The 25,550-nt window shown below is 69.2% G+C and carries 30 protein-coding genes, 1 tRNA gene and 4 pseudogenes; 19 read left to right on the top strand and 16 right to left on the bottom strand.

Going from position 1 to position 25,550, the window contains the following annotated elements; all coding sequences use genetic code 11:
- Positions 1–558 precede the first annotated feature (558 nt).
- Positions 559–645, top strand: a pseudogene (locus ABEA43_RS68380) (NUDIX domain-containing protein); the annotation flags it as partial.
- Positions 646–802: 157 nt separating this feature from the next.
- On the opposite strand, the gene ABEA43_RS49390 reads toward ABEA43_RS68380, so the two are convergent.
- The 4 genes from ABEA43_RS49390 to selD all read right to left on the bottom strand — a co-directional run bounded on the left by ABEA43_RS49390 (position 803) and on the right by selD (position 3,132).
- Entirely contained in the window at positions 803–1,135 is a 333-nt protein-coding gene (locus tag ABEA43_RS49390) for a Tn3 family transposase (protein ID WP_345573047.1), read from the bottom strand.
- A gap of 42 nt (positions 1,136–1,177) precedes the next feature.
- A complete protein-coding gene (locus tag ABEA43_RS49385) occupies positions 1,178–1,387 on the bottom strand; it encodes a Tn3 family transposase (protein WP_345573046.1) in 210 nt (69 codons plus the stop codon).
- Complete coding sequence (locus ABEA43_RS49380; RefSeq protein ID WP_345573045.1) at positions 1,303–1,953, bottom strand: cysteine desulfurase family protein; 651 nt, start codon at positions 1,951–1,953, stop codon at positions 1,303–1,305. The genes ABEA43_RS49385 and ABEA43_RS49380 overlap by 85 nt, the downstream gene beginning before the upstream one ends.
- 183 nt (positions 1,954–2,136) lie before the next feature.
- Positions 2,137–3,132 (bottom strand): selenide, water dikinase SelD, encoded by a 996-nt coding sequence (selD, locus tag ABEA43_RS49375; protein WP_345573044.1) that lies wholly within the window; start codon positions 3,130–3,132, stop codon positions 2,137–2,139.
- A gap of 18 nt (positions 3,133–3,150) precedes the next feature.
- Here selD and ABEA43_RS49370 point away from each other — a divergent pair.
- The 10 genes from ABEA43_RS49370 to ABEA43_RS49325 all read left to right on the top strand — a co-directional run bounded on the left by ABEA43_RS49370 (position 3,151) and on the right by ABEA43_RS49325 (position 10,118).
- Positions 3,151–3,244, top strand: a tRNA-Sec gene (locus ABEA43_RS49370).
- A 27-nt stretch (positions 3,245–3,271) separates the two neighbouring features.
- Positions 3,272–4,552, top strand: a complete 1,281-nt coding sequence (selA, locus tag ABEA43_RS49365) for an L-seryl-tRNA(Sec) selenium transferase (protein WP_345573043.1) — start codon at positions 3,272–3,274, stop codon at positions 4,550–4,552.
- Complete coding sequence (selB, locus tag ABEA43_RS49360; protein ID WP_345573042.1) at positions 4,543–6,279, top strand: selenocysteine-specific translation elongation factor; 1,737 nt, start codon at positions 4,543–4,545, stop codon at positions 6,277–6,279. Before selA ends, selB begins: the two co-directional genes overlap by 10 nt.
- Positions 6,257–6,685, top strand: coding sequence for a rhodanese-like domain-containing protein (locus ABEA43_RS49355; protein ID WP_345573041.1), 429 nt, complete (start codon positions 6,257–6,259; stop codon positions 6,683–6,685). Before selB ends, ABEA43_RS49355 begins: the two co-directional genes overlap by 23 nt.
- Before the next feature lie 170 nt (positions 6,686–6,855).
- The gene (locus tag ABEA43_RS49350) at positions 6,856–7,377 is read left to right on the top strand and encodes a hypothetical protein (RefSeq protein WP_345573040.1); all 522 of its coding nucleotides are present in this window, start codon (positions 6,856–6,858) and stop codon (positions 7,375–7,377) included.
- A gap of 10 nt (positions 7,378–7,387) precedes the next feature.
- On the top strand, positions 7,388–7,939 hold the full coding sequence (locus ABEA43_RS49345) for a hypothetical protein (protein ID WP_345573039.1): 552 nt from the start codon (positions 7,388–7,390) through the stop codon (positions 7,937–7,939).
- Positions 7,940–7,955: 16 nt separating this feature from the next.
- A complete protein-coding gene (locus ABEA43_RS49340; protein WP_345573038.1) occupies positions 7,956–8,531 on the top strand; it encodes a TlpA family protein disulfide reductase in 576 nt (191 codons plus the stop codon).
- A complete protein-coding gene (locus tag ABEA43_RS49335; protein ID WP_345573037.1) occupies positions 8,515–8,919 on the top strand; it encodes a twin-arginine translocation signal domain-containing protein in 405 nt (134 codons plus the stop codon). The genes ABEA43_RS49340 and ABEA43_RS49335 overlap by 17 nt, the downstream gene beginning before the upstream one ends.
- A gap of 93 nt (positions 8,920–9,012) precedes the next feature.
- Positions 9,013–9,582, top strand: a complete 570-nt coding sequence (locus tag ABEA43_RS49330) for a hypothetical protein (protein ID WP_345573036.1) — start codon at positions 9,013–9,015, stop codon at positions 9,580–9,582.
- Positions 9,579–10,118: a hypothetical protein gene (locus tag ABEA43_RS49325; protein ID WP_345573035.1), complete on the top strand. Its 540-nt coding sequence runs from the start codon at positions 9,579–9,581 to the stop codon at positions 10,116–10,118. The genes ABEA43_RS49330 and ABEA43_RS49325 overlap by 4 nt, the downstream gene beginning before the upstream one ends.
- A gap of 104 nt (positions 10,119–10,222) precedes the next feature.
- Here the strand turns inward: ABEA43_RS49325 and ABEA43_RS49320 are convergent.
- The 9 genes and pseudogenes from ABEA43_RS49320 to ABEA43_RS49285 all read right to left on the bottom strand — a co-directional run.
- Positions 10,223–10,513, bottom strand: a pseudogene (locus tag ABEA43_RS49320) (transposase); the annotation flags it as partial.
- 5 nt (positions 10,514–10,518) lie between these two features.
- A pseudogene (locus tag ABEA43_RS68375) lies at positions 10,519–10,848 on the bottom strand (transposase); the annotation flags it as partial.
- Positions 10,849–10,965: 117 nt separating this feature from the next.
- A pseudogene (locus ABEA43_RS49315) lies at positions 10,966–11,561 on the bottom strand (ISAzo13-like element transposase-related protein); the annotation flags it as partial.
- Between the two features lie 33 nt (positions 11,562–11,594).
- Positions 11,595–12,248 carry an NADPH-dependent F420 reductase gene (gene npdG / locus ABEA43_RS49310; RefSeq protein WP_345573054.1) on the bottom strand — a complete coding sequence of 218 codons (654 nt, stop codon included), beginning with the start codon at positions 12,246–12,248 and terminating at the stop codon, positions 11,595–11,597.
- Between the two features lie 109 nt (positions 12,249–12,357).
- The gene (gene cofC, locus ABEA43_RS49305; RefSeq protein WP_345573034.1) at positions 12,358–12,993 is read right to left on the bottom strand and encodes a 2-phospho-L-lactate guanylyltransferase; all 636 of its coding nucleotides are present in this window, start codon (positions 12,991–12,993) and stop codon (positions 12,358–12,360) included.
- A gap of 49 nt (positions 12,994–13,042) precedes the next feature.
- Positions 13,043–15,631 carry a bifunctional FO biosynthesis protein CofGH gene (locus ABEA43_RS49300; RefSeq protein ID WP_345573033.1) on the bottom strand — a complete coding sequence of 863 codons (2,589 nt, stop codon included), beginning with the start codon at positions 15,629–15,631 and terminating at the stop codon, positions 13,043–13,045.
- A gap of 245 nt (positions 15,632–15,876) precedes the next feature.
- Complete coding sequence (locus ABEA43_RS49295; RefSeq protein WP_345573032.1) at positions 15,877–16,266, bottom strand: PPOX class F420-dependent oxidoreductase; 390 nt, start codon at positions 16,264–16,266, stop codon at positions 15,877–15,879.
- 255 nt (positions 16,267–16,521) lie between these two features.
- Positions 16,522–16,911, bottom strand: a complete 390-nt coding sequence (locus ABEA43_RS49290) for a helix-turn-helix transcriptional regulator (RefSeq protein ID WP_345573031.1) — start codon at positions 16,909–16,911, stop codon at positions 16,522–16,524.
- Between the two features lie 82 nt (positions 16,912–16,993).
- A complete protein-coding gene (locus ABEA43_RS49285; RefSeq protein WP_345573030.1) occupies positions 16,994–17,854 on the bottom strand; it encodes a TIGR03619 family F420-dependent LLM class oxidoreductase in 861 nt (286 codons plus the stop codon).
- 400 nt (positions 17,855–18,254) lie between these two features.
- Between ABEA43_RS49285 and ABEA43_RS49280 the strand changes: the two genes are divergently transcribed.
- Genes ABEA43_RS49280 through ABEA43_RS68370 form a run of 8 tightly spaced genes read left to right on the top strand, consistent with a single transcriptional unit; the run spans position 18,255 to position 21,322 of the window.
- Entirely contained in the window at positions 18,255–18,530 is a 276-nt protein-coding gene (locus tag ABEA43_RS49280) for a GNAT family N-acetyltransferase (protein WP_345573029.1), read from the top strand.
- Positions 18,531–18,561: 31 nt separating this feature from the next.
- Positions 18,562–19,032 carry an ATP-binding cassette domain-containing protein gene (locus ABEA43_RS49275; RefSeq protein ID WP_345573028.1) on the top strand — a complete coding sequence of 157 codons (471 nt, stop codon included), beginning with the start codon at positions 18,562–18,564 and terminating at the stop codon, positions 19,030–19,032.
- Positions 19,023–19,169, top strand: a complete 147-nt coding sequence (locus tag ABEA43_RS49270) for a hypothetical protein (protein ID WP_345573027.1) — start codon at positions 19,023–19,025, stop codon at positions 19,167–19,169. Before ABEA43_RS49275 ends, ABEA43_RS49270 begins: the two co-directional genes overlap by 10 nt.
- A gap of 14 nt (positions 19,170–19,183) precedes the next feature.
- Positions 19,184–19,324: a hypothetical protein gene (locus ABEA43_RS49265; RefSeq protein WP_345573026.1), complete on the top strand. Its 141-nt coding sequence runs from the start codon at positions 19,184–19,186 to the stop codon at positions 19,322–19,324.
- Positions 19,321–20,172, top strand: a complete 852-nt coding sequence (locus ABEA43_RS49260; protein WP_345573025.1) for an FtsX-like permease family protein — start codon at positions 19,321–19,323, stop codon at positions 20,170–20,172. Before ABEA43_RS49265 ends, ABEA43_RS49260 begins: the two co-directional genes overlap by 4 nt.
- Complete coding sequence (locus ABEA43_RS49255) at positions 20,172–20,633, top strand: FtsX-like permease family protein (protein WP_345573053.1); 462 nt, start codon at positions 20,172–20,174, stop codon at positions 20,631–20,633. The genes ABEA43_RS49260 and ABEA43_RS49255 overlap by 1 nt, the downstream gene beginning before the upstream one ends.
- An 18-nt stretch (positions 20,634–20,651) precedes the next feature.
- A complete protein-coding gene (locus tag ABEA43_RS49250) occupies positions 20,652–21,032 on the top strand; it encodes a recombinase family protein (protein ID WP_345573024.1) in 381 nt (126 codons plus the stop codon).
- Positions 21,029–21,322 carry a recombinase family protein gene (locus ABEA43_RS68370; RefSeq protein ID WP_425570549.1) on the top strand — a complete coding sequence of 98 codons (294 nt, stop codon included), beginning with the start codon at positions 21,029–21,031 and terminating at the stop codon, positions 21,320–21,322. The genes ABEA43_RS49250 and ABEA43_RS68370 overlap by 4 nt, the downstream gene beginning before the upstream one ends.
- On the opposite strand, the gene ABEA43_RS49245 is transcribed toward ABEA43_RS68370, so the two are convergent.
- The 3 genes from ABEA43_RS49245 to ABEA43_RS49235 all read right to left on the bottom strand — a co-directional run bounded on the left by ABEA43_RS49245 (position 21,216) and on the right by ABEA43_RS49235 (position 25,466).
- The gene (locus ABEA43_RS49245; RefSeq protein ID WP_345573052.1) at positions 21,216–21,560 is read right to left on the bottom strand and encodes a Tn3 family transposase; all 345 of its coding nucleotides are present in this window, start codon (positions 21,558–21,560) and stop codon (positions 21,216–21,218) included. The genes ABEA43_RS68370 and ABEA43_RS49245 overlap by 107 nt on opposite strands.
- A 249-nt stretch (positions 21,561–21,809) precedes the next feature.
- Positions 21,810–22,706, bottom strand: coding sequence for an esterase/lipase family protein (locus ABEA43_RS49240; RefSeq protein ID WP_345573023.1), 897 nt, complete (start codon positions 22,704–22,706; stop codon positions 21,810–21,812).
- Between the two features lie 120 nt (positions 22,707–22,826).
- Positions 22,827–25,466 (bottom strand): helix-turn-helix transcriptional regulator, encoded by a 2,640-nt coding sequence (locus tag ABEA43_RS49235; RefSeq protein ID WP_345573022.1) that lies wholly within the window; start codon positions 25,464–25,466, stop codon positions 22,827–22,829.
- Positions 25,467–25,550 lie beyond the last annotated feature (84 nt).

The raw sequence follows: 25,550 nt of genomic DNA, 5'->3' as shown, positions 1-25,550 counted from the left end.
GCAAGCACGTCGGCCGTACGCTTGGCTTCGGCGAGTGAGCCCGCAAATCGAGTCACCACGGCTTGGCGGCCGTCCGGCCACTCGGCGTAGATGGCGCCGCCGAGCCTCCCATGCAGAGCGCGGCCGACGATCCTCAAACCCGCACCGGTACGCCGATTGATCGCTGAGACGATCTCGTGATCTCGTGTCGTCGGAGACCTGCTATCCATATCCGTAGCCTTACGTCAGACCGCAATCAGGCGGTCACCCTTCGGTGCCCGGCATCGGGCACCGTGGCAACGTGCATGCGAGTTGGGGGGCTTGTCCGGGAACAAGGGGTCCAGTCAAGGTGGGCCCAAAAGCCACATTCGCGATCTTGGTAGTTGGTATTCGTCGGGCTGCTCATTCAGTAGATCAGTGGGCGTGGTCGCTGGGGCGTAGTGAGTCCAGGATCCTCCGGCGCGCGCGGCGAAGGCGGGTGGTGGTCTTGTGGTGGAAACCCAGGGAGTTGGCGATCACTGGTGGGGGAGCTTGCAGGACGAGCTGGCGGAGCGCGGAGACTCTCGCCGCTATGACGTGATGGTCGGCGGTGCCGTGGACGTGGGCGAGTCGTATGAGGACGCGGCAGCCCGCGAGCTGTCCGAGGAGCTGGGCGCCGGCGTCCCGGTGCGTTTCATGTTCACGTTCCTGTGCCGGGAGGGGGTCAGCCCTGTCTGGTTCGGGGTGCACGAGGCCGTGATCACTGAGCCATTGGTTCCAGATCCGTCCGAGATCGCGGGAACGAGGGCCGGCTGTCGGCTGGCTGATCGGCGTCGTTCGTTGCTCAAAGCGGACCATCTGACTGTTGATCCTCAGCGCCCGGCGCCGGCCCGAGGTCGAGCTGTTTGCTCATGCCAAGCTCGAACTTGCCGTACAGGTTCAGATGGGACCAGAACAGAGCCGACAGGGCGCGCCGGTCGGCGTCGGTGAGCTTCTTTCGCCACTTCGGCTCGGCGAGGACGATCTGCACCATCCTGGTGTTCAGGTAGACGATCGCGGCCTGGACCAGGTGGAGGGCCAGCGCCGAGACCTCGACGTGTTCGCGGTCGTCGCCGGTCAGATCACCGGCCTTACCGTAGAAGATGTCCCTATTGGCCGAATTCCAGTTCTCCACCACGTTCAGGCCCGGGCCTGTACAGGCGGGCCGAACCGATGTTCTTCAGCCGGGCAGCAGCTTGAAGTCCAGCAAGTGCGAGAACGCAAAGCCAACGATTGAAGCTCCGTGGGTATCGGTGTACTGGCGATCGATCTCCGCGCTGGTCAGATGACGGAGCAAGCCCTCGATCATCGAGGCCACCTCGGAGTCCGTGGTGGATCGCACCTGGCTGTAGATGCACACGTTCTTGCGCTCGACGTGCCAATACACCATACGGTCAGCAGATCCACGCCCCATGTTCGGACGTCGAGCGGGATCTTCCCGGCAGCCTGGGCCGCGTCGCAGTGGAACAGCGCGCCGCGGGCGTGGGCGAGGGCGGCGAGGTCGGAGATGGGCTGCAGGGCGCCGGTCTCGTTGTTGGCGGCCATGACCGACACCAGCACCGTCTCGTCGACGAGGCCGTCACCGTCCACCGGCAGGACCGTCAGGCGCCGCAGGGCGCGGCAGGTTTCCAGCACGGCCGGATGCTCGGTGGCCTGGGTGACCACGTGCGGGTGGGGCCGCTCGGAGGCGAGCACCGCGCCGCGCAGAGCCAGCAGGTTCGCCTCGGAGCCGGAGGCGATGAACACCAGCTCTTGCGCCCGGGCCCCCATCAGGCCGGCGACTTGGGCGCGCGCCGCCGTCAGGGCCTGGCGCGGCCGCTCGGCGTAGCGATGACCGCTCCAAGGGTTGCCGAACCACATGGTCAGGTACGGCGCCATCGCTTCGGCGACGCGCGGGTCGACGGAGGGGTGGCATTGTCGTCGAAGTACACCGGTCCGCCGGTGAGTCCGGGACACGGGGCAAGGATCTTCACCATGAATTCCTCCATAAATCATGCAATATCGGAGATAAACCGAGGAAGCTGACATTATTCACAAATTCCTGCCCCTTTGCCGGTCACCATCGCATTTGCCGGGCCCGGATGGGGCAGGCGGTTGACGACCGCCGGCCCCATCGCCGCGGTGATGGTCAGGGTCTGCCTATTTCACGATCAGCAGGTGTTCGCCGCGGGGGACGAGTTCACCGATCACCGGAAAGCCCGGGATCTCGCCCGCGATGAGCAGGCCGCCGGAGGTTTGTGCGTCGGCGAGCAGGAGCCGTTCGTTCTCCGGCAGGTCGCCGAAGTCGGAGTGGGGAGCGATCCAGTCGAGGTTGCGGCGTGATCCGCCGCTGACGTATCCGTCACGGATGGCCTCTCGGGCTCCGTGCAGGTAGGGCACGGCGGCACTGTCGACGACGGCGGAGACGCCGCTCGCCCGGGCGAGCTTGAGGAGATGGCCGAGAAGGCCGAAGCCTGTGACATCGGTGGCGCACACGATCCCCGCGGCCAGCGCCAGTCGTGAGGCGTCGCGGTTGAGCGTCGTCATGGTGGCGACGGCTTCGGGGAAGACTTCTCCGGTTGCCTTGTGCCGCGTGTTGAGCACTCCGATCCCGAGGGGTTTGGTGAGGGTGAGGGGAATGCCGGGTTTGCCGGCGTCTATGCGCAGCAGGCGGCCTGGGTCAGCGAGGCCGGTGACGGCCAGTCCGTACTTGGGATGGGGGTCGTCGATGCTGTGGCCCCCGGCGAGATGGCAGCCCGCTGCCTGTGCTATCGCCGATCCGCCGCGCAGCACCTCGCGGGCGAGTTCGAGGGGTAAGACGTCGCGGGGCCAGCCGAGCAGGTTCAGCGCGAGGACGGGTTCGCCGCCGACGGCGTAGACATCGGCGAGCGCGTTGGCGGCCGCGATCCTGCCGAAGTCGTACGGATCGTCGACGACAGGAGTGAAGAAGTCCGTCGTCGAGACGATGGCCTGGTTGTCGCCATTCACCTGGAGCACCGCGGCGTCGTCGCCGTGATCGATGCCGAGTAGTAGCCGGCCGGCCGACGGGGCAGAGGTCGGGGAGAGTCCAGCGACCAGAGTCTCCAGCTCGCCCGGAGGGATCTTGCAGCTGCAGCCGCCGCCATTGCCGTATTGCGTGAGCCTGATGTTGTTCACAGGTCTATGATCCACTTTGGAGGCGTTAAGGAGTCTGGTGATCCTCCTGGTCTTCAAAACCAGTGGCGCCGAGTACCTCGGCGCGGCGGGTTCGATTCCCGTCCGCCTCCGCTGATCAGCGAATTCGGGATGGTCGCGAGTGGATCGACGCAGTTTGGTGCCGCGGACCGATGTCATGCTGGCAGACTCCCAGCTGGCCGCCGCGCAGGAGAAGCTTGGCCGAGGCCTGGTCAAGGCCGCGGTGGCGAGCGCTCAGCAGCGGGTCCGCGAGGGCTTGGCCGACCCTGACGACGCTGTGGATGCCGCGCTCGCCCTCCTGCCGGCGACGGCCAGCGGCCTCAAAGGCGTCGTCAACGCCACCGGGGTGCTCCTTCACACCAATCTGGGGCGGGCTCCGCTGTCCGCCGCCGCCGTCGCGGCGGTCAGCGCGGCCGCCGGCTACACCGACGTCGAGTTCGACCTCGTCGACGGGCAGCGCGCCCGCCGTGGCCGTACGGCTCTGGCCGCGCTGGCGCAGGCGGTCCCCGAGGCGGGGGCCGTACACGTGGTCAACAACAACGCGGCCGCGCTCGTGCTCGCCACCACGGTGCTCGCGGCGGGCAAGGAGATCGTGATCAGCCGCGGTGAGCTGGTAGAGATCGGTGACGGGTTCCGGCTGCCCGAGCTGCTGGAGTCCGCCCGTTGCCGGCTCCGCGAGGTCGGCACCACGAACCGGACCACCTTGCGTGACTATCAGAACGCCTGTGGCCCGGACACCGGCTTCATCCTCAAGGTGCACCCGTCCAACTATCGGATCGAGGGTTTCACCTCCGAGGTCTCCATCGACGAGCTCGCCACGATCGGGCCGCCCGTGGTGGCCGACATCGGCTCAGGACTGCTGCGCCCGGAACCGCTGCTGCCCGGCGAGCCGGATGTGGCCGGCGCGCTGCGTCGAGGAGCGGCGCTGGTCACCGCCAGCGGCGACAAGCTTCTCGGCGGCCCGCAGGCGGGTCTCCTGCTGGGCGATGAAGATCTGGTGGAACGGCTGCGCCGCCATCCTCTCGCCCGCGCGCTGCGGGTGGACAAGCTCACCCTGGCCGCGCTGGAGGCGACCCTGCGCGGCCCGCGACCGACGCTGCACCGGTCGCTGCACGCGAGCGTCGGCGAGCTGAGGGGACGCGCGGAACGCCTGGCGCGACGGCTCGGCAGCCGGGCGGAAGCCGTGCCGACCATCGCCAGAGTCGGCGGCGGAGGCGCTCCGGGTGTGGAGCTGCCCAGCGCGGGAATCGCCGTGGACGAGAACCTGGCCGCGCGGCTGCGTTCCTACGATCCGCCCGTGATCGGCCGGATCACGGGCGGGCGGCTGGTGCTCGACCTGCGCGCGGTCGAACCCGATCAGGACGAGGTCATCGCCGCCGCCGTAGAGCACTCATGCAGGTGATCGCGACCACCGGGCACGTGGACCACGGCAAGTCGACGCTGGTCCGGGCGCTGACCGGGATGGAGCCCGACCGCTGGGCCGAGGAACGCCGCCGCGGCATGACCATCGACCTCGGGTTCGCCTGGACCACGCTCGGATCGGGTGAGCGGATCGCGTTCGTCGACGTTCCCGGGCACGAGCGGTTCGTCACCAACATGCTGGCCGGTGTGGGGCCGTGCCCTGCCGTGATGCTCGTCGTGGCCGCCGACCAAGGATGGCAGGCCCAGTCTGCCGAGCACCTGGCGGCGCTGGAGGCCCTGGGCGTCCGGCACGGCCTCGCGGTCATCACCCGGGCCGACCTCGCCGATCCCGAGCCCGCCTGGAAGGAGACCTACAGCCATCTCCAGAAGACCGGGCTGGCGGGGATCGACGGCGTCGTCGTCAGCGGGCGGACCCGGCAGGGGCTCGACGAGCTGGAGGCCGCCCTGGCCCGGCTCGCCGCCGCGCTGCCCGAGCCGGACACCGAGGACACCGTCCGGTTATGGATCGACCGGGTGTTCACCATCGCAGGGGCCGGGACCGTCGTCACCGGCACCCTGACCGGGGGCACGCTCCGCATCGGCGACGAGCTGGAGGCGGGCGGGAGCCGGGTCAGGATCCGGGGGCTGCAGACCCTCGGCGAGCAGGCGGAGCGGGTCGCCGCGACCGCCCGCGTCGCGGTGAACCTCAGGGGCGTCGATCGCGACGACCTGTCCCGGGGCATGGCGCTGGTGACGCCGCAGGCGTGGACGCCGGCCCAGGTCATCGACGTACGGCTGGATCCGGCGATGGACCATCGGAGGGAAGCGGCGGTGCTGCACCTGGGCTCGGCCGCCGTTCCCGTCAGGATCCGCTCCCTGGGCTCCGGCACCGCCAGGCTCACCCTCAACCGCTCCCTGCCGCTCAGAACGAGCGATCGGGGCCTGCTCCGCGATCCCGGCAGGCGGGAGATCGTCGCCGGGTTCCAGGTGCTGGACGTCCGTCCCCCCGCGCTGCGGCGCCGGGGTGCCGCGGCGGCCAGGGCGGCCGCGCTCGACGAAGTGACCCTGCCCGACGCCGCGGCCCTGCTGCGCTGGCACGGCCTGCTGACGGGAAGCGAGCTCAGGGCGATGGGCTGCCCGCCCGGCGGGTCGCCGGTGACCGGCGACTGGTACGCCGACCCGGAGCACTGGTCGTCGCTGACCCGCCGTCTCGCCGACCACGTCGCGCGGCGGCCCGCGCTCGATCCGGGCGTCACCGTGGACGCCGCGGCCCAGCTGCTCGGGCTGCCCGATCGGCGGCTCGCGGCGGCACTCGTCGTGGCGCCGCTGGTCGTCGAAGGCGGGCGTATCCTGCCCGCCGGCCGGGCGCTGCCGCCCGCGATCGCCAAGGCGGTCGCGCGGCTCGCCGCCGACCTCGACGGACACCCCTTCAACGCCCCCACCGCCGAGCGCCTGGACGAACTCGGCCTCACGGGCAAGGCGCTGGCGGCCGCGCTCCGGTCGGGCGTGGTGCTGTCGATCGGCAAGAACGTCGTGCTCCTGCCCGGCGCGCTGGACCAGGCCGCCGACACCCTCGCGGGGCTGCCCGCACCTTTCACCGTCAGCGACGCGCGGGTCGCCCTGGGCACCAGCCGCCGCGTCGCCCTTCCTCTCTTGGAGTGTCTCGATGTCCGGGGAATCACCCAGCGCATTGACAACGACCGGCGTGTACTCCGCCCCCGCGGCTGAGGTCGACCGGTTCCTGGCACAGGCCCGCGCGGAGCTGCGGCGTCTGTGGCCCGTGGAGGCGTGGGCCGCCGTGGGCCGTGGCGCGAAGATCGTCGACACCCGGCCCGAGCATCAGCGCAGGGCCGCGGGAGAGATCCCCGGAGCCATCGTGATCGAGCGCAACCACCTGGAGTGGCGACTCGACCCCACGTGCGACTCCCGCATTCCCGAGGCGGACTCCCGCCACATCCAGTGGATCGTGATCTGCGCCGAAGGCTACTCCTCCTCGCTGGCCGCGGCGGCGCTGCGGGAGCTCGGCTTGGACAACGCCACCGACGTCATCGGCGGCGTCGACGCCTGGGTGGCTGCCGGTCTGCCGACAATCCACCCCTCCCAGCCCACGGCACCGCGCGGGCCGGGCGAATGAAACCGCACGACGAGCCCGCGGGAAAGATCCATTGTTCGGTGATGATTTCTATGTTTAACTGTTGATCAGTATCTCCGTTGGCTTGTTCGCGGGGTTCCCGACCTCATCCACCAGCTCATTTACACATGTGCACCATGGCACCTCCCATAGGTAAGGCCGAGCGGAGTCGTATGAGCACAGGGCAGCAAAGTCAACCGATCGGAACACTCAAAATCCGCCGCGCGCAGAAACTCGCCGAGTTATCCGCCCGGCTCAACGCGGACACCGCCGAGCCGGTGACCACCATCATCACCAGATACGCTCCTGAATTTCTCCTGCAGATCCAGGTCGGCGCGCCGGCCCTGGCGGGCGTCCTGAAACAGTGGCACGCCGAGACGCCGAAGAAGACGAAGACCGCCATTGCCGCGCAGGACGCGGCGGCACCCCCCGAGGTGGACCGCCACGCGAGCCCTGGGGCGTCCTACCGGGCCGGCGACGTGGTCCTGTGCACCGGCGCCGACGGCACGCTGCCGGCCAGCCCGCAGCTCGCCGTCTTCCTCTCCGACGTCAGCAGCATCCAGCCCGAGGCGCCGGTCATCGGCCGCATCGAGGACCTCGCCACGCTTCGCCGGGTCGCCGAGGTCGTCGCCACGCAACCGGCGGCCGACGAGCTGCTCACCACGCAGGTCACCACGACTCTCGTCGTCCTCTGACACGCGCCAGATGACCTCTTATCTCCTCGCCCTGCTCGTGTCCGCCCCGCTGCTCGCCTCGGCCCTCGCCAAGGGCTGGGACCTGGTCTGGGGCGAGCGCCCTCGCGGGATCCTGTCCGCGCCGGTCGATCACACGCTGACCGTCGTACAGGCGCTCGCCTGCCTCGCCCTCGTCCTGTCGGGCGCGCCCGCGGCCCTGTACGCGATCTCCGGCCTGTACGCGGTGATGGGCCTCGCGGTCCTGTGGCTGCGAGCCCGGCGCGGCCGGGCTGACTGCGGTTGCTGGGGCCGGTCCCGCTCGGGACGTCTCGGTTTCCCCCTGGGCTTCGTCAACCTGGCTCTCGCCGTGTTCGCCGGTGGCGTGGCCTACACCGCCGCGGCCCCTCCCGACCTGGCGGCGCGCGTTCTCGTGTTCGGCGCGATGGCGGTCGTGCTCTTCCACGCGATGGTGATCATGCCTGTCTACCGGCCGGTCCTGCGGGCGTACCGGCAGCGGGCCGACCGCTATCGGCCCTGGTTCCAGGGCTTCCCCGACCTGAAACCCGCCGACAGCGAGGCGTGAAAGGAAACAGCGAGACATGTCAGCCTTGGGCATAGTGATCGTCGCCGTCTGCCTCATCGTGACCACCGTCAACCTGATCCTCACCGCGGTGCTGTTCCGGCAGCTCGGGCTGATGGTCATGGGCAGCGCCAGAGGCGCCGACGACAGCGGCATCTCCGTCGGCCGGAAACTGCCGGCGCTCGACCTGGTCGACGCGCGGACCGGTGCCGCGGTGGACCTTCATGATCAGCGACTCCAGCTCGTCTTCTTCGGGTCCACCACCTGCCACGAGTGCGCGGAGATCTACCCGGACATCCGCTACCTCGAAGACCACTACGACCTGCGAGTCGTCAACTTCCTGTTCGGCTCGGACCTGGCGGACATCGTCACCTACGCGGGCGAGCGCGGCGTCCTGGGCCCCGTCGTCGTGGCGACGGAGGACCTCGCCACGACGTTCGACGTCGACGTCAGCCCCTTCGCGTTCGTCGTCGACCAGCGTGGGCTCATCGTCTCGAAGGGGCTGCTCAACAGCCGCGGACGACTCATCGACATGCTCGCCCCGGTTCAGCGGGTCGACTTCGACAAGGAGGCGGTACATGAAAACGTCGCGTGATGAGAAATTCCAGTTAGGCGCCGCGAAGGCCACAAGACGGATCGGGCGGCGCAAGTTCCTCGGCAAGTCGGGTGCCGTGGCGGCCGCCGTGGCCAGCATCGTCATGGGTGTGAACGCCAAGCCCGCCTTCGCCCACGGCACCTGCTACCCGCCGTACGGCAGGTACTGCTCGGGGTGCGGCGCGAGCTCCGCCTGCCCGAGCGGCCGGGCCACCTGTACGCCCAGCTATGACCGCGGCTGCAACGTCTGTCCCTACAGCAGCGGCTGGTGGTACACCGGCACGAGCCCCAACCGGCACCGGTGCCGGGACTGCATCTCCAGCATCATCGGTCCCATCGCCTGCAACGGCACTTACGTCTGTGGCTGCAAGTCGACGACCCACTACTGAGCCGGGCCGGTCCGCAGAAAGGCGTCCATGACGTATTTCACGATTGTGCTCGCTGGTGTCGCCGGCGTGCTCTCCTTCGCCACCGCTTGAGGAATGAACGCGGCCGGCACGCTGTACGCGTCGCCACGTAATACCATTCCCCGATTCGTCGGTGGATTGGCCATCGGCGCCGGAATGCTCGCTGTCGTGGTCATGTCACTGTCCGCCCTTTCGTGGTTGCTGCCATTGGGTCAGGGACCACGAAACGTCGCGGTGGCCGTGCTGCTCGGCGCTTTCACGTTCAGCGAATGGGTGGGCGGCTGGCACCGGAAAATGTCCTTCCGGTGGCTGGTGCCGACCGAGTTCGTCAACATGAACAATGCCGACGCGGTGACGCGGTGGGGCAGGGCGCTCGGTTTCGGCTTCCTGACCGACGCCCCGTACGCTGTGTTCCATGTCGCTCTGGCCATTCCGGTGGTGACCGGGGACGTGTTCCTGGCGCTCGCGGCGGTCCTGGCGTTCGTGAGCGCGCGGGCGATCCCCTACCTGGTGGCGCCGATCGGCCGAAACGCCTCGGAGATCGGCGACTTCGAGATCAGGGGGCGGAGCGTGCTTTTCCGGGCGGCGCGGCTGTTGTCGCTCGCCGCTGTGACCGTGACGTTCGCCTGGGTGCTGGTGCCTTGAGCGGCCCGGCGCGGGCGATGGCCGTGGCGATGGCCGGGGCGGTGACCGCCGCGGCCCTCGTCGGCTGTGCCCCCGGCCAGGCCGATATGCCTTCTGTCGCCCCCGGGGGTGAGTGCCCGGTCACCCGTACGGTGACCCGGCCGACCGCCCTTGGCGGCGACATGCTCGGGGAGGGCCCGGCCCGGCCGGTCATGGGGCCCGTGCTGGAGTACACCGCCGCCGGGCCGGGCACCTTGTTCGAGGACAGCGGCTGGGGTGGCGCGAAGGTGCTCTGGTTCGCCGCTCCGCACCTGCGCGATCCCGTCGTCATCAAGGGGCGGCGGCTGGACGGCGACAGTCCCGTCGCCTTCGACGGCACGCAGGGGGAACCGCTCCGGAACGAGATCGTCATCCCGCCGGACCCGGCGGCCGGGGACTGGCGCGACCGCCCCGGCTATGTCCGGCTGCGCGCTCCCGGGTGTTACGCGTTCCAGATCGACACCCCGGACGAGTCCACCGTCCTGGTCTTCGAAGCCGTCGGACCCGTCCAAGGCTAGTAGTACTTTGTTGGTTTGTTATGGCGGGTGCTGGTGGCAGCTCGGGCAACGACCGCTCCAGGTGGCTAGCAACACCTGGAGCATGTGCAAGATCTTGTAGAAGGTCAGGCCGCTCCAGCCGCTTTTGGGCTGGTCAACCGCAGTTCAGTGCGGAACAGGTGGACGGCCGAGACCAGGGTGACGTGGCGATGCCATCCCATCCAGGAGCGCCCCTCGAGATGGGCCAGGCCCAGGCCGGTCTTGAGCTCGCGGTAGTCGTGCTCGATGCGCCAGCGGATCTTGGCCAGGCGGACCAGTTCCCGCAGTCGCATGTCGGCCGGCAGGGTGGACAGCCAGTAGTCGGTGGGCTCGCTCTCGCCGGATGGCCATTCGGCCAGAAGCCAGCAGGAACGACATCGGCGGCATACGCGCTGGTGCCGCCCTTGACAGCGACCCCGTACGACAGGCCGCGCCCGGTCAGGCCCAGCCGCAGCGCGGTCACATCGCCGTAGCCGGAATCGGCCACCACCAGCGGTGGCACCTGGCCCCAGGAGGCCAGTTCATCGAGCATCTCCAGGGCTTGCTGCCACTTGGGATGGTGTCGCTGATCGTCAGGGATCCGGCAGCGCCGCCGCCGCTCGGCGATCGCTGCCGTTTCGGCCGCGTCTTCGGCCAGCGCGTCGTCCCAGCGTTGCGGCAGGAACAGCCGCCAGTTCAACGCGGCCGAGCAGGCGCCGGTGACCGCGTGCACGCTGACCGCGATCTGGCAGTTGGTCACCTTCCCCGGGACTTGTTCGTAAATAACTGTCAGAGTTGATCTGCAGGGTGGTCATCGGTGGACGCAATATGACCTTGCAGTTGCTCAAGTGTGCGGGCGGGTGATCCTGGGATCGGCGTGACGGAGATCTTGTGCAGGTTGAGGAGCCGGTGGCCATCTTGGAACTGGTTGGACAGGTTGGTGCGCGTGACGCCCAGCAGGTGGGCCAGGAGGGTGCTGGTCGCGGCCTTGCGGCGACGGAGTAAAGCGGTCAGGAGCCGGTGAAAGTGATCCAGGCTGCTGGTCTGTGGATGGAGGTAGCTGCGCGGGCGGTGGAAACGGCGCTGGAAGAACGCCTCGGCCATCGCGTCCCAGTAGGGCTCCGAGATCTGCACCAGGTGCGCGAAGTCCGCACGCGGCATGCCGGTCAGGACCGGATCGGTGAGTATCCAGGTTAGGGCCGCGTCGATCGGTCGGCGGGTCTTGGTTTCTTCGGAAGGTCTGGGAGGGGTGGGAGCCAGGGTGTAGTTCCAGTCGCCGTGGAACGCACCGGGTGTGATCGGCAGGGCGTGGAACTCGGCGGGGGTGACGGCGGTGCCCAGTGGGTAGCTGCCGGTGTCCAGCTCAGCGTCGATCTTCAGTCCGGTCTCAGTTGTCGTCGCGGCGATCGTCTCGATGACGACGTGGTAGCTGGTCAGCGGGCGGCCACCCTGGCCCGGAGGCGTGGTGGCGGCAGATCGTCAGACGTCGGTGATGCGGATTCCCGCGTGCGCCTTGTGCCGGCGGTTGATCGCAATGAGGTTGGCGGTCAGGGCCTCTACCTGGTGGGCGTTACGCAGCCGTCCGCCATAGATGCCGCGCATGCCCGGCACCGCGTCCGCCAAGGCGCCCACGACGTCGGTGGCGTTGCGGTCGTCGCCCAGCACCAGCACGTCGATGCCTACGTCGGTGAGCGACAGGTCGGTCAGGTGAACGGCTGATACGTGATGGAACGCGGCCGTCACCCGGGATCGCGGGAGCAGCTTCTCCGCCTGCTGCGCGGCGCTGCCCTCCGCGACGGGCAGCGCGAATGGGCCCTGCTTGTCGAAGCCGAGCGGGTTCACACAATCGATGACGATCTTGTCGGCGAGCTCGTTGCTCAACGACGCCAGCAGCTCACCGTGACCCTCCCACGGCACCGCGACGAGCACGACGTCTGCGGCGGCGGCCGTTTCCCGGTTGCCCATGCCGGTCACGCCGTCGTCCATCTCGGCTGCCACGGTTGCGGCACGTTCCGCGCTCCGCGAACCGATGATCACTTTGATGCCGGCTTTGGCCCAGCGCAGTGCGAGGCCCTTGCCCTGAGGGCCGGTACCGCCGAGCACCCCTACTGTCAGGGTGGTCACGTCCGTCATCGTTCCTCCTCGTGGTGAACTGGTTGTTTCGTTCATCTGCCGGATGGCGGCTTTGCTTGGCGCGCCCTCGGGGCGGCTCGTGCCGAGCATGTCCGGCGCGGTCGTCGGTTCAGCCGACATCCACCCGTTGGGGCCGCCGCACCATTTCTTGATGGAACGCAAGGGCGAACCTTCCCAGCCCGATCTGGGCGGCGACGGCCAGGTCCTCCTCGGTGTCCACGTCGCAGCTCAGTGACGCCAGCGACCCGCCGATGCGCATGGCACCGGTGGCGGCGTGCGCATCAGCGGATCCCGGGCCGAAGCGAGGGTGAAGCGGTTCCCCGAATGCGGCCAGCAGCAGCGTGGTGCCCATGCCATTCCGGTCCGCGCAGTACGTGCGACGCCCGGCGGCCTCCTCGATCGCCGCGGACAGGTCGGCCGGACGCAACGCCGGCAGGTCGGCCAGCAGCGCGCCGACCGCGCTTCCTTCAGCGCGCAGGTGTTGTGCGCCGAACCTCAGGGCCGCGTTCAGACCGGGCAGGCCGCGCTCGTAGACGGACTCGACACCGATGCCGGCCAACGCCGGCGGGATCCGTTCGTCCTCGCAGACCACCAGGACCCGGCGTACCCCACCGGCCCGCACGGCCGCCGTCACGGTGTCCAGTAACAGCGCCAGCACAAGATCGGAGTGCTGGTGCGCGGGCACGGCGCCACGCAGCCGGGACTTGGCCCGGTCCAGGTTCTTGATCGGCACGATCAGATCCACGCCACGCTCCACGCCACCTCAACCAGCCGGATATCTCGCGAAATTGCGGTCAGTCACTGATCAGTGGCAGCAGGTTCGGCCGCCATACGCCGTCGTGCTCGCGTCCGGTCGCCAGGCGTTCCTCGTCGACTTCTCCGTACGTGGTCGTTCGCTGGCGTGCTGGGCGGCCGGCCGCGTGCGCCAGGGCTTCGAGGTCGGCGATCGTCTTGTAGCTGCCGTTCTCGGCGCCTGCCATGCGGCTGATGGTCTCCTCCATCAGGGTGCCGCCCAGGTCGTTCACGCCGCCGCGGAGCACGTCGAGCACGCCAGCCGGGCCCAGCTTCACCCAGCTCGTCTGGATGTTCGCGATCCGGCCGTGCAGCAGCAGCCGGGCCAGCGCGTGCACGGCCCGGTTCTCCAAATGGGTGGGGCCAGGGCGGGCGATGCCGGCCAGGTAGAGCGGTGCGTTCGTGTGGACGAACGGCAGCAGCACGAACTCGGTGAACCCGCCCGTCCGTGCCTGGATGTCGCGGATCAGCTTGATGTGGGCTATCCAGTGCGCCGGGTTGTCGACGTGGCCGTACATCATCGTCGACGTCGTCGGGATGCCCAGTTCGTGGGCTGTGGTCACGACCTCGATCCAGGACGAGGTGGGAAGTTTGCCCTTGGTCAGGATCCAGCGGATGTCGTCATCGAGGATCTCGGCCGCGGTGCCGGGCAGCGAGTCCACTCCGGCAGCCTTGGCGGCGCTCAGCCAGTCGCGGATGGACAGGTTGGTGCGCGACGCGCCGTTCACCACCTCCATCGGGGAGAAGGCATGCACGTGCAGGCCCGGCGCGCGCCGCTTCACCTCGGCGGCGATGTCGAAGTACGCGGTTCCCGGCAGGTCGGGATGGATGCCGCCCTGCATGCACACCTCGGTCGCGCCGACCGACCAGGCCTGCTCCGCCCGCTGACCGACCTGTTCCAGCGACAGCGTGTACGCGTCACTGTCGGTGCGCCGCTGCGCGAACGCGCAGAATCGGCAGCCGGTGTAGCAGACATTGGTGAAGTTGATGTTCCGGGTGACCACAAAGGTCACCTCGTCGCCGGCCGCGTCTCGGCGGACGTCGTCGGCCAGCGTCGCGAGCGCTGAGATTTCCGCACCCGCACCCGCGGACAACAGGATCAGGCCATCCTCATCAGACAACCCACCCGGGTCGGACTCGGCACGCAGCAGAGCCGCGGAGAATTCCCGGCGCAGCCCACCGGCCGGGCGGCTCGACCTCGTGGCAGGCATGGCGGCCACCTCAGTCCGCAGCGCCTCCCAGTCGCCGTACACCGAGTCGAAGTCGTCGCGCCGGTCCGACGCGCGGCCCTCGGCATCGATCCGCACATGCAGGTCGGTCCGCCCGGATGAGACCAGCGCGACCTCCGGCTCCTGCCACCGCCGCCCGATCGGCCGAGTATCCCGCACGGCCAGGCCCGTTACCGGGTCGGCGAGCGCGGCCACATGCCCGGCGACGCGCGGATCCAGCCACGGCTCCCCGCGCAGCACATACTCCGGATAGATCGGCAGCCGTTCCTCCAGCGAGAACCCCGCCGCCTGGGTGTGCCGGGCCAGCACGTCCTCATGCGGCCACGGCCGCTCGGGGTTCACGTGGTCAGGGGTCAGCGGTGACACACCGCCCCAGTCGTCGATCCCGGCCCGCAACAGCAACGCGAACTCACCGGCGATCAGGTTCGGCGGCGCCTGGATGCGCATCTTCGGCCCCAGGACCAAGCGGGCGACCGCGACGGTCGCGCTCAGATCCTCAAGCGTGGCATCGGCCATGCCCGCCATCGCGGTATCCGGCTTGGCCCGGAAGTTCTGCACGATGACTTCCTGGATGCCGCCGTACTGCCGGGCGACCTTGCGGATCGCGAACAGCGAGTCGACCCGCTCGGCAAGGCTCTCGCCGATGCCGATCAGAATCCCGGTGGTGAACGGCACCGAACTGCGTCCGGCGTCCTGAAGCACGCGTAGCCGGAGGGCCGGCTCCTTGTCCGGCGAGCCGTAGTGCGGGCCACCCGGCTGTGACCACAGCCGGGTGGCGGTCGTCTCCAGCATCATGCCCATCGACGCCGACACCGGCTTGAGCCGCTGGAAGTCGGTCCAGGTCAGCACGCCCGGATTCAGATGCGGGAGCACGCCGGTCTCCTCCAGCACCTTGACCGACATCGCCCGCACGTAGGAGAGCGTGTCCGCATAACCGGCTTCGTCGAGCCACTCGCGTGCCGCGGCCCACCTGTCCTCCGGCCGATCGCCAAGGGTGAACAGGACTTCCTTGACCCCCAGTTCGGCGCCCCGCCGGACGATGGCGAGCACCTCGTCCTCGGTGAGGAACGCCGCGGGCACCCGTCCCGGGACGGTGGCGAAGGTGCAGTAGTGGCACCGGTCCCGGCAGAGCCTGGACAGCGGGACGAACACACTACGCGAGTAGGTGATGACCCCCGGCCGGCCGGCCGCGTTGAGCCCCGCATCACGCACCCGAGAGGCGGCGACCAGCAACTCCTCCAGCTGAGATCCGCGGGCGTGCAGCAAGGTCTCGGCCTCGGTCCGGTCGAGGGCAACCCCGTCCCTGGCCCGACGCAACGCCCGGCGAACAGCTGACTCGCCCGGCACGAAGCCGCGGTTCACCACTGCCCCTCCTGCCCACGAACCGTCAACAACGGCGCCCGCCGGGTCGACGCGCTCATCAGGCCTGGGAGAAGCTCGCTGGTGCCGGCCTCGCGGCCAGGGCAGCAGCGGGCAGGAGGGCAGACGATGTTCTTAGCGGTGTACAAGCTCATGGATATCTCCGGGCAAGAATCGTGCGGGTATCGTGACCAGGCTCATCGGCCTCGAACGAGCCGTCAGCTCGTGCAACCTTCTCCCGGTGAGCTTCACAGTTTGCGGCTCGACCGAGGCCCGTCCACCCCCCACGAGATGATCATGCTGGGCGTGATCTCGATGATCTCCCGCGAGAAGTACGGCAACGGCGGCTCATGGTCGGTCAGGGCCACCGCCGAGCCCCGAATCTCGATGCCACGTACCACCCACGGATCCATCGAGGCCAGGTCGTCCACGACGAACGACACGGTGCTGCCCTGCTGGACGTTCCTGAACTTCTTGGACGCCCCCAGCGCGTGCCCGCCGATGGTGATCGTGCCCGAGGCGGCGTCCACGAAGAACCCCACCGGGTTGTTCTGGACGTCCCCGGCGGGAGAAACGGTGGCCAGGCGGCCAAGGCGTTGTCCGGCCAGATAATCGAGTTCTGCCTGCGTGAAAATCATGCGGCACAGTGTGCAACCCTGACACTGACGTTAAGGCAAATCCCGCCCCCGACCCGGCCAAGCCGCGGTACATCTTCACGTCTTCGATGCCCTGGCCGAGTGAGTGCGTCGGCGAACACGGCGAACCGGATCAACCGGCCAACCACGCCTCACACCTGGATTCTGCCTCCGAGATCGAGTCGATCTCGGCAGTGCTCCGCATTGGAGGAGACGGGTGGCGCAGCGATGGGCGGGCATTGACGGACGGTCGTTTGATCACTTCGACGGTGACACCAGGCCCGCCTCATAGGCGAGGAGGACAACCTGGGCCCGGTCACTCAGCCGCTGGCCCACGTACGCCTGAACGGTGGCGACGCTGATGACCAGGTCGGCAGCTATTTCCGCATTGGTCAAGCCGCGTGCGATCAGAGTGAGGACCTCACGTTCGCGCTCGGTGACGCCCTCCGGTTCCCGCGGTGCGGAATCGGGTCCGGGCCGATCGGCGAACGCCTCGATCAGCCGCCGGGTGACGCCCGGCGCGATCAGGGCGTCGCGTCCCGGCCACGACCAGGACAGCGGTGAGGACGTCGTCCAGGCCATGTCCTTGACGAGAAGACCGGACGCGCCCGCGTAGGCGGTGGCGACGCCCAAGCTGCAGCCGAGCATCAGAGCTGGCTGGTCGGTGAGTTCGGCGAGCAGACGGTGGCCATAGAGCAGCGCGGCGAAGGAAGCGGGGCAGTCGCCGAGTTCACGGTTGGAGCAGGCCGAACCGCCGGGCGAACGCCGTCAGCTCCTCGCGCTGCCCGTCAGCTTCGGTCGAGCTCGCGTTCACGACGACGCGAGTCACCCCTTGCGCGGCGAACTCCGCAGCCCGTTCGACCGGCATGTCGATCGATCCGAAGCGGGTGTACTCCAGCGTCTCGGGGTCGCGGCCGGCCTCGGCGGCGCTCTCGCGGGCGAGCTCCCACTGCACGGCCCGCTCGTCGGGGTGCAGCGCGCCACCGGGGAAGTAGCCGTCGCCGCGCCTGCCCGCCCGGCGCGCCGCCGCCCGGCTCGATCCCCCGACGTGGATCGGCAGGTCCGTGGCCCGGTGCGGTTTGGGGAAGCTGCACAGGTTGTCGAAGGCGAAGAACTCCCCGGCGTACGAGACGCCGTCCTCGCCGCCCGCCCAGAGCAGCCGCAGCACGTCGATGGCTTCGTCGGCGCGGCGTCCGCGCGAGGCGTAGTCCACCCCCACCGCTTGAGCCTCGCCAGGCAGCCCGCCGAGCCCGACGGTCAGCAGCCGCATCCGCCCCTTGGACAGCACATCGACGGTGGCCAGGCGCTTGGCGAGGGCCACCGGATGGTGGTACGGCAACAACAGCACACTGGTGCCGAGCAGAATCCGCTCCGTGGCGGCGGAGACGAAACACAGGCAGTCGAGCGGATCGAGGTACGGCAACGACGGCGGCATCTCGTAAGGCCCCACCATGGCACCCGGATAGAGCACAATGTGCTCGGGCAGATGCAGCGAGTCGAAGCCGCACTCCTCGGCGAGCCGAGCGAAAGCCGCGAGCTTGTCCGGATCGGTCCCGTAATGGGGCGTGCTGTAGCTGATTCCAAACTTCACCCGAGCATGCTAGAACCCTGTCACCGGCGTAAAGGCAACCCGGATCCCGTGCGGCACTGCTCAACCGCTCCCGGTCCCTCTTCGGTGACGTCCCTCAGCCGCCAGGCGCTGACTGTCGGTCATGGTTCGTCCGCCGCGGCGGAGGGGGTAGAACTGGCGGGAGTAGATCGATGACAGTGGTGAAGGTGGGCGAGCAGGCGTCCGGCGAACGGCCTTCACGGTGTCTAGCGCGGCGCTGAGCCGGTCGGTGAGGGCGCGCTGACGCTCGGCGGCCTGTTCGGCGGCCCAGGTACTGGCCGATGGCCGGCGTGACTGGTATCACCGGGTTGGCAGCAGTTCGCGCGGTTCGCGGCGTGGCCGGGCCGCTGGCGGGCGCCGGGCGGGCAGGTGGAGCGCCGGAGTGGTGGAGCACTCGGTCTATGTCCATCCCGGCACCCGCCGCCGCGGCGGCGGGCACATCCTGCTGCAGGCCCTGATCGCCTTCACCGAGGCCGCCGGCGTCTGGACGATCCAGTCCGGCATCTTCCCCGAGAACACCGCCAGCCTCGCCCCGCACGCCCGCGCTGGGTTCCGGGTGATCGGCACCCAGGAGCGAGTCGGCCGCCATCACGACCGCATGGGCCTGCTCAACCGGCTCGAACGCTTCTTCTTCCGCCGCTTCCAACCGACACCCTGAACAGGATTCAGCGCGCCCCGGGGCAGATCGAATGGCAACCCCGCCGCCTTCGCGGCGCGGTCCTGGCCGTGGTGGCGTTCGGCTCGACGCGCCCCGGCAGACGCGTGCCTGGATGCCCATGCCTCACCTGCCTGGCACCCTCAGCACCCCAGACTGTGCCGCTCCGGCCGTGTCTTCAGCGCCCCCCGCGGTCGAGGGCACGACCCCGACGGCCTGCTCGCCCTTGATTGTCGCAGTGCGCCCGGACTTCCCTGGAGGCGTGCGGCCAGGCTCAGGGATCGCTCGGGGAGATACCGGACGGCTAGGGTGCGCGTGTTCCGGCACGCTGCTGATCATGAATGATCACGCGGTTCTCCTTGAGGAAGTGACCAGGACATATGGAAAGGGTGCAACCGAGGTGGCCGCGCTCCGGCAGGTCAGCGTCTCCTTCCCACGCGGCAGTTTCACCGCCGTGATGGGCCCGTCGGGGTCGGGCAAGAGCACGCTGCTGCAGTGCGCTTAGGGCTGGACCGGCCAGATTCGGGCACGGTTCGCATCGCCGGGCAGGACATCACTCGCTTGAGGGAGAAGGAACTGGCGGTGCTGCGCCGCGACCAGGTCGGCGTCATCTTCCAGGCGTTCAACCTAGGCCGTCGCTGACCGCCAGGCAGAACGTGATCCTGCCCAGCAGGCTGGCCAGGCGGCGGCCCGACCCGTCCCGCGTGAGCGAGTTGCTGACCGACGGGCAGATCGTCGACGTCCTGGACAGGCCCTCGGTCGACCAGATCGGCATGCGACTGGGCGGCCGCCGGTGACACCCGTCCTGGCCTGGAACAACGTACGGGCCAATCGAATGAGCTTCGCCGCGTCGTTCGTGGCGGTGGTCTTGGCCGTGACGCTGGTCGGCGGTAGCGGCCTGGTGGTCGCCGCCGCGGCCACGCGCGAGGAGCTGAACGGCGTCATGGGGTTGCTGGTGATGTCAGCCGTGGTGTCGGGATTCGTATCGATCTTCGTGGTCGCGGGCATGTTGAGCCTGCACGTGCTGCGGCAGCGCAGGAATTGGGCGCTGCTGCGGTCGGTCGGCATGACGCCGCGGCAGGTGAGCCGCCTCATCACGGCGGAGGCGCTGGTGGTGGCCATGCTGGCGAGCGTGGCGGGCTGCGTGCTGGCCGTCCCGCACGCTGCGGCGATGGCGGCGTTCATGAGGATGACCGGGCTGGCACCAGTGGGCATCCCGGTGGAGGTCACGACGGGGCCGTTCATCGTGGCGCTCGTGGTCGGGCCGGCGGTGACGCTGCTGGCGGCCCGGGCCGCGGCCCGCAAGGCTGTAGGTGTGGGCCCGCTGGAAGTGCTGCGGGACAGCGCGGCGCAGCGGCGGCTGCTGCCCTGGACCAGGGCCGTCACCGGAGCGGCGGCGCTGGCCGTCGGCACCGTGCTGCTGTGGCTCGTGCCGCAGGTCAAGCCGAAGGACGCGGCTCCGACCGCGCTGGGGGCGACGATGGTGCTCTGCGTGGCCGCATCCGCGCTGGGCCCCGTCGCGCTGCGTGGGATGGGTGGCTGCTCGGAGCCATGGCGGCCCGGCTCGACCCGGGCGCTGGGATGCTGGCCAGGTCCTCGCTGGTCACTCAGCCGCGCCGGGCGATGTCGGCGGCGTCTCCGGTGATGTTGACCGTGGCGCTGGCGTGCACCTTCCTGTTCGCCGTGACGACCACCGACGCGGCGGCGGGCGTGACCCGTACCGGGCCGGCGGTGTGGGCGGCCCTGATGCTGGTGGGCCCGGCGCTGGTTTACACCGTCATCTCGGTACTCAACGCGACGGCCATGACGATGGCCGAGCGGACCGCAGAGATCCGGCTGCTGCGCACTGTGGGGGCCAAGCCGCGGCAGCTCACCAGAATGGTGTGCTGGGAGACGCTGATCGTGACAGGTGTCGGGACGCTGCTCGGAACGGGCATCGCTGCCGCTTCGCTCACCACGCTCCGCAAGGCCGCAACCGGCGAGCCGTGGTTCGCCTACTCCCCGCCGCAGTACGCCGGGCTGGTGCTGGTCTGCACCGTGAGCGGCTTGGCCGGAGGACTGGCCGCCACGCGCCGGGCACGGCGCGGGGCCCTTCTGCCCGATTGACTTCACAGACCCGACGCCGTGCTGGAACGGCTGCGGATGAGGCAGATGGAAGCCGCGTCCCGGAAGCGATCACATCAATCCCGGGAAGCGATCTTCTTTGCCTCTCCTCCATCCCAGGTCGGGCCTATTCGTGAACACCCCGATCGAGCCTGGTCCCAATGGAATCCCGCCACCTCCAGCCGCCAACTCTCCCTCGGCCGCGCGGGCTTCACCACACTGCTGCACGAGGCCGCCGTGGGCGACACCATCCGCATCGCCGACGCCGCCCGCCTGTTCCGCTCCGTCGCCGACATCATCGCTCTTCGCCCAGTGCTCATCCGCCGCGGCCTCCACCTGCGCGTCGAATCCGGGCTGCTGTCCGGCATCGACCTGGCCAGCGACGACCCCGGCACCAAATGATGGTCTCCGTCCTGGCCGCCGTCCTGGAGTTCCAGCGCGACATGATCAGCGAGAACACCCGCGAAGGCGTCGCCGCCGCCAAGGCCTCCGGCAAGACCCTCGGCCGCCGTCTTAATCAGTCCAGTCGATCTCGCCAGAGACCACCGTTTTCCAGCCCACGAAAGTACCTACTGGGCTCTGGGGCTAGAGAATCTCATCCTCCCAGTCCGGCTCGTCGGGGTTGCGGAGCTGCCGGACGCCGGCGGGGCCGAGATCAGGCTGGGCGAAGGAGTAGGTGCCGATCACGTTGATGTGCTGGCGGACGAAGGGTGACAGGCGTGCGACGTCTTCTTCGACCATGGGGTAGCCCTCGGCTTTGAGCTGATCGAGAACCCGGATAGCTCGTACGCAAGGAACGACGAGACATCCCGGAAGGTCGCTTACGCTGCGTTGCAGACGGCTTCCTCCCACCCCAGATAACAGAGCGTGACGCAGTTGAGGGGCCAACGTCTTCACCGACGGCCCGCGCCACGCCGAGCGCCTGCTCATCGACGGCCCCGCCTCGGTCATCGTCCAGTCCGGCGCACGCACGGTCGTCGCCCTGTCCGGCCCTCACGATGAAACGCGACCGCGTCTCCGTCATCCTGTTCGGCGCGTGCCGGGCGGCACCCTGATCCAGGCGACGACCCGCCACACCCACGGCCGCACCTTCACCGCCGCCTTGCGCTGACTGGCCGGCCGAGCAGCAGGGGCGCATCCCGGCCCGGCCAGCCATGCCCATGATCCGTACGGGTCGCTCTAGTAGAGCATGTGGTTGTAGAGGCCATACATGCCCTGGATGAGTGGCGGACTGTAATAGCCGGTGCCGGTGTCGCCCAGGTTGTGCCATACGGCGTCGAACGCTGTGGCCTTCTCGCTGCGCATCTCGGTGTGGCTGATCGTGTCACCGTCCGCGGCCTTGTAGTACACAGCGGCATGGCTGACGTCGTTGTCCCAGCTCTTCACCGCTGATTCGCCGCTGACCGTGTCGTCATAGCCCGAGCCGAGCAGGGTGTAGTCGGTGCCCATCGCGGAGGACTTCAGCCCGCCGAGCCAGGACAGGAAGCCGCTTCCTTCGCGCATGTCGCTGCACTGTTCGTGCGTGAGCGCGCATGCCTCCAGTACGCCGCTGATTCCCTTGTGCGGGGTGGCGAGGGTCACGATGTCCTCGATGTACAGGTACGGCGGCCAGCCACTGGGCCATGCCATGGTGCTCACGTCCGCGAGCGACTTCCCTTGGGGCAGGTCGGCGGAGGAGACGGAGGCGACGCCGTATCTGCGCACTCCCTCGATCGCGGCCCGAGAGACGAGCCCGCCCATCGAGTGGGCCATGATGTCGATCGCGACCCCTCCGCTGGACCAGAAGTAATAGACCGTCCAGGCGAGCTGGCGGCCGACTTCCTGGATGCGGGTGTCAGTGGTGCCATCGACCCTCAGGTCGCAGTTGGTGGCCCCGTTGTAGTAGCCGAATGTGTAGACATTGGCCCAGCCGTTGGCGTTCAGCAGGTCCTTGGCGGAGCTCCAGCCGCCGGCGCAGTTGACGTCGGCCTCTCGATCGAAGCCGTGGACCAGCAGGGTGACGCGTTTCCCGTCTGCCCTCCCTGGAGCGGCGTGCGCGGGTTGTCCAATGACGACCATCGTGGAGAGGACAACCATGAGGGCAATACAGAGTCTGCGGAACCTGTGCATGCGCACTCCGTTCGGTGGGGGGTGGCTGCACGGTACTTCGCTGACGATCATGCCTGTATCTGCCGCCATGACCTACATCCGCGCGTGCTACGGGGGCGCCATATCCGTCATCACCCCGGCCAGCTCCTCCCGTGAGGCGATCCCCAGCTTGCGGAACGCATTCGACAGGTGATGGCCCACCGTACGAGGGCTGAGGAACAGCCGCGAACCGATCTGCCGGTTGGACAGCCCCTCGGCCGCCAGCAGCGCGACCTGCCGTTCCCGCGGGGTCAGGGACTCCGCCCTCCGACCCCCGGCCAGCGGAGCGGTGACACCGGTGGCGCCCAGCTCCGCGCTCGCCCGTGCCCGCCATGCGCCGGCACCGAGCTGATCGAACAGATCCAGGGCCATCCGTAACTCCCGGCGGGCGTCACCACGGCGGCGTTCCCGCCTGAGCCATTCGCCGTAGAGCAGGCGGGTACGGGCCGTTTGGAACGGCTGATCCGCCGCGACGCCAAGCGCCTCCTCGAAGTGAACTTGGCGGTTCGCTGTGATGGCCTTGAGTCGCGCGGCGAGGGAGGTCGCCCAGGGCCGATCCACCGCCGCGGCCCATTCCTCGAATCCGCGCGCCGCCTGCTCCGCGGGCCGTCCGCTCCGTACTGCTGCCTCGACCAGGTCGGGTGCCGCGAACAAGCCCACGATGGCGTGCTTGGCCGACACCTCCATGAGGTGCGCGCGGGCTTGCTCCCAGCGGCAGGCGGCCAGGTGATGGAGGCCAACGGCCCATGCGGCGATCGCCTGGACGGAAGGCACATCCCGACTCGCCCGTGCGGCCAGATCGAGACAGGACTGGCCGTCACCGCGAACCGCGGCCAGCCAGGCGAGCACCCCGCTGATCTGGCCGACCCGATGCTGCTGGTGGGTGTCACACGAGATGGCCAGCGCCTCCTGCGCCGCCGCGGCCGCCTCCGCATGCTGATCACATAGCAGCTGGGCCTGGGCCAGCAACGCCAGCGCGTCTGGCAGCACGCCGATCCACCCGCGGTCACGGCAGCGGGCCACGAACCGCGCGGCCAGGTCGCGAGCCGTACGCTCCTCGCCAGCCACCAGACTCAGCGAACTGGCCAGCGGCAGCATGGCCGGGCTGGTGGCGAGCTGGACGGCCGTTGTACGCAGGTCGGCCAGGTCCGTGACCAGGCCACCCTCGATGAGGCGGGTGACCGTGGCCATGCCGCGCAGCATCTCGGAAGCGGGCAGCGCGAGAGCACGCAGGGTGGCCTCCGCCTCACGAGCGATCGTCGCGTTCCCACCGAGGGAGGCGGCGCGGATCGCGTCGCCCAGCAACTTCGCGGCCACCTCCGGGTCGACCACCCTGCGGGCTCCCTCTACCAGGCTGCGGGCCGCGTGGCCCGGATCGCCGCGTTCACCAGACATCCAGGCGTTGACTCGCGCCAACCGGGCCGGGTCCGCCGGCTCCTCGACGCGTGCGGCCAGCCGTTCTACGCGCGGGAGCTGCCCAGCGTGCATCGCCTGCTCGGCGGCGGACAGCAGCAGTTCGGCACGCCGTCCGGGCACGGCGGTGAACTCCGCTGCCCGCTCGAACGCGGCTGAGGCGGCCGCGGCGTCCTGTTGAAACCTCGCCCGTATGGCTACGCCCGCCAATTCCCGGCTGAGACACTCGTCGGGCGCCGGCCTGCCGGCCGCGCGGTGCCAAGCTCGCCGGTCCGGGTGGCTGTCGCCCAGAACCTCGGCCAGGGCGAGGTGCGCGGCCTGGCGCCGGAAGTAGGGCGCGGCGTGATAGGCGGCGCTCTGGATCAGGGGATGCCGGAAGGTCACCGCTCCGTCGGCCGTCACGTGGATCATGGTGGCGCGCTCGGCCGCCGCCAAGTCCGCCGCGTCGCAGCCGAGCCGCTTCGCCGCCCGCAGCAGCACGGCCAGCTCCACGGTGTCATCGGCGGCGACGATCAGCAGGGCGGTCTGGGTGGCCTCGGGAAGCCCGATGATCTGCTCGTGGAAGGCGCGCTGGACCCGGCGGGTCGGTGCCCCGGTGTCGACATAGGACGGTAACCCACTTAATCGGCCCTCTCGCTGGCGCGGTGTGAGCTGCGCCGACAGCTCCAGCAGGGCCAGGGGGTTGCCGCGCCCCTCGGTAATGATCTTTCCGCGTACCTGGGGCGGTAGATCCTCGGCCAGCAGCGCGGCCGCCGCTTCCTCGCCAATCCCGTCCAACGCCAGCTCCGCGATGCCGTACGCGGGCACGCTACCGCGGCCGGCGAAGATCATGGCGATGCCCTCGGCGTACAGCCGCCTGGCCGCCAACGTCAACGCGTCCAGCGAGGTGTGATCCATCCACTGGGTGTCGTCGATCAAGCACAGGACCGGCTCGTCACCCAGCTCCGACAGCAAGGTCAGGGCGGCCAGGCCGACGAGGAAGCGGTCGCAGATCGCCGACGTGGTCAACCGGCAGGCGCCGCGTAACGCGATCGCCTGGCCGACGGGAAGCCTGTCGATCTGACTCAGCGCCGGGCGGAGCAGCATCTGGAGCGCCCCGAAGGGGAAGGCCGCCTCCGACTCCACCCCGCGGGTGCGGAGCACTCGCCAGCCGGTTGCTGTGGACTCCGCGTAGTCAAGCAGCGCCGACTTCCCGATGCCCGCGTCTCCAGTGACGAACAGAGCGCCGCTGAGGCCTGCCTTCGCACGGCCGAGCACACCATCGATCTCCCGCTGCTCATCGAGCCGCCCAAGCATGACATCCAGTATGGAGCTAGAGAGTGGTCAAGGGCCTTACAACGACGCCGAAGACCTGCGTCACGCTGAAGCACCCGGCCGGGC

The organism is Nonomuraea rosea, assembly GCF_039539705.1.
GTDB classification, from domain to species: domain Bacteria; phylum Actinomycetota; class Actinomycetes; order Streptosporangiales; family Streptosporangiaceae; genus Nonomuraea; species Nonomuraea rosea.
The sequence above is the reverse complement of the archived record's forward strand: the minus strand, read 5'-3'. Positions and strand labels throughout refer to the sequence as shown.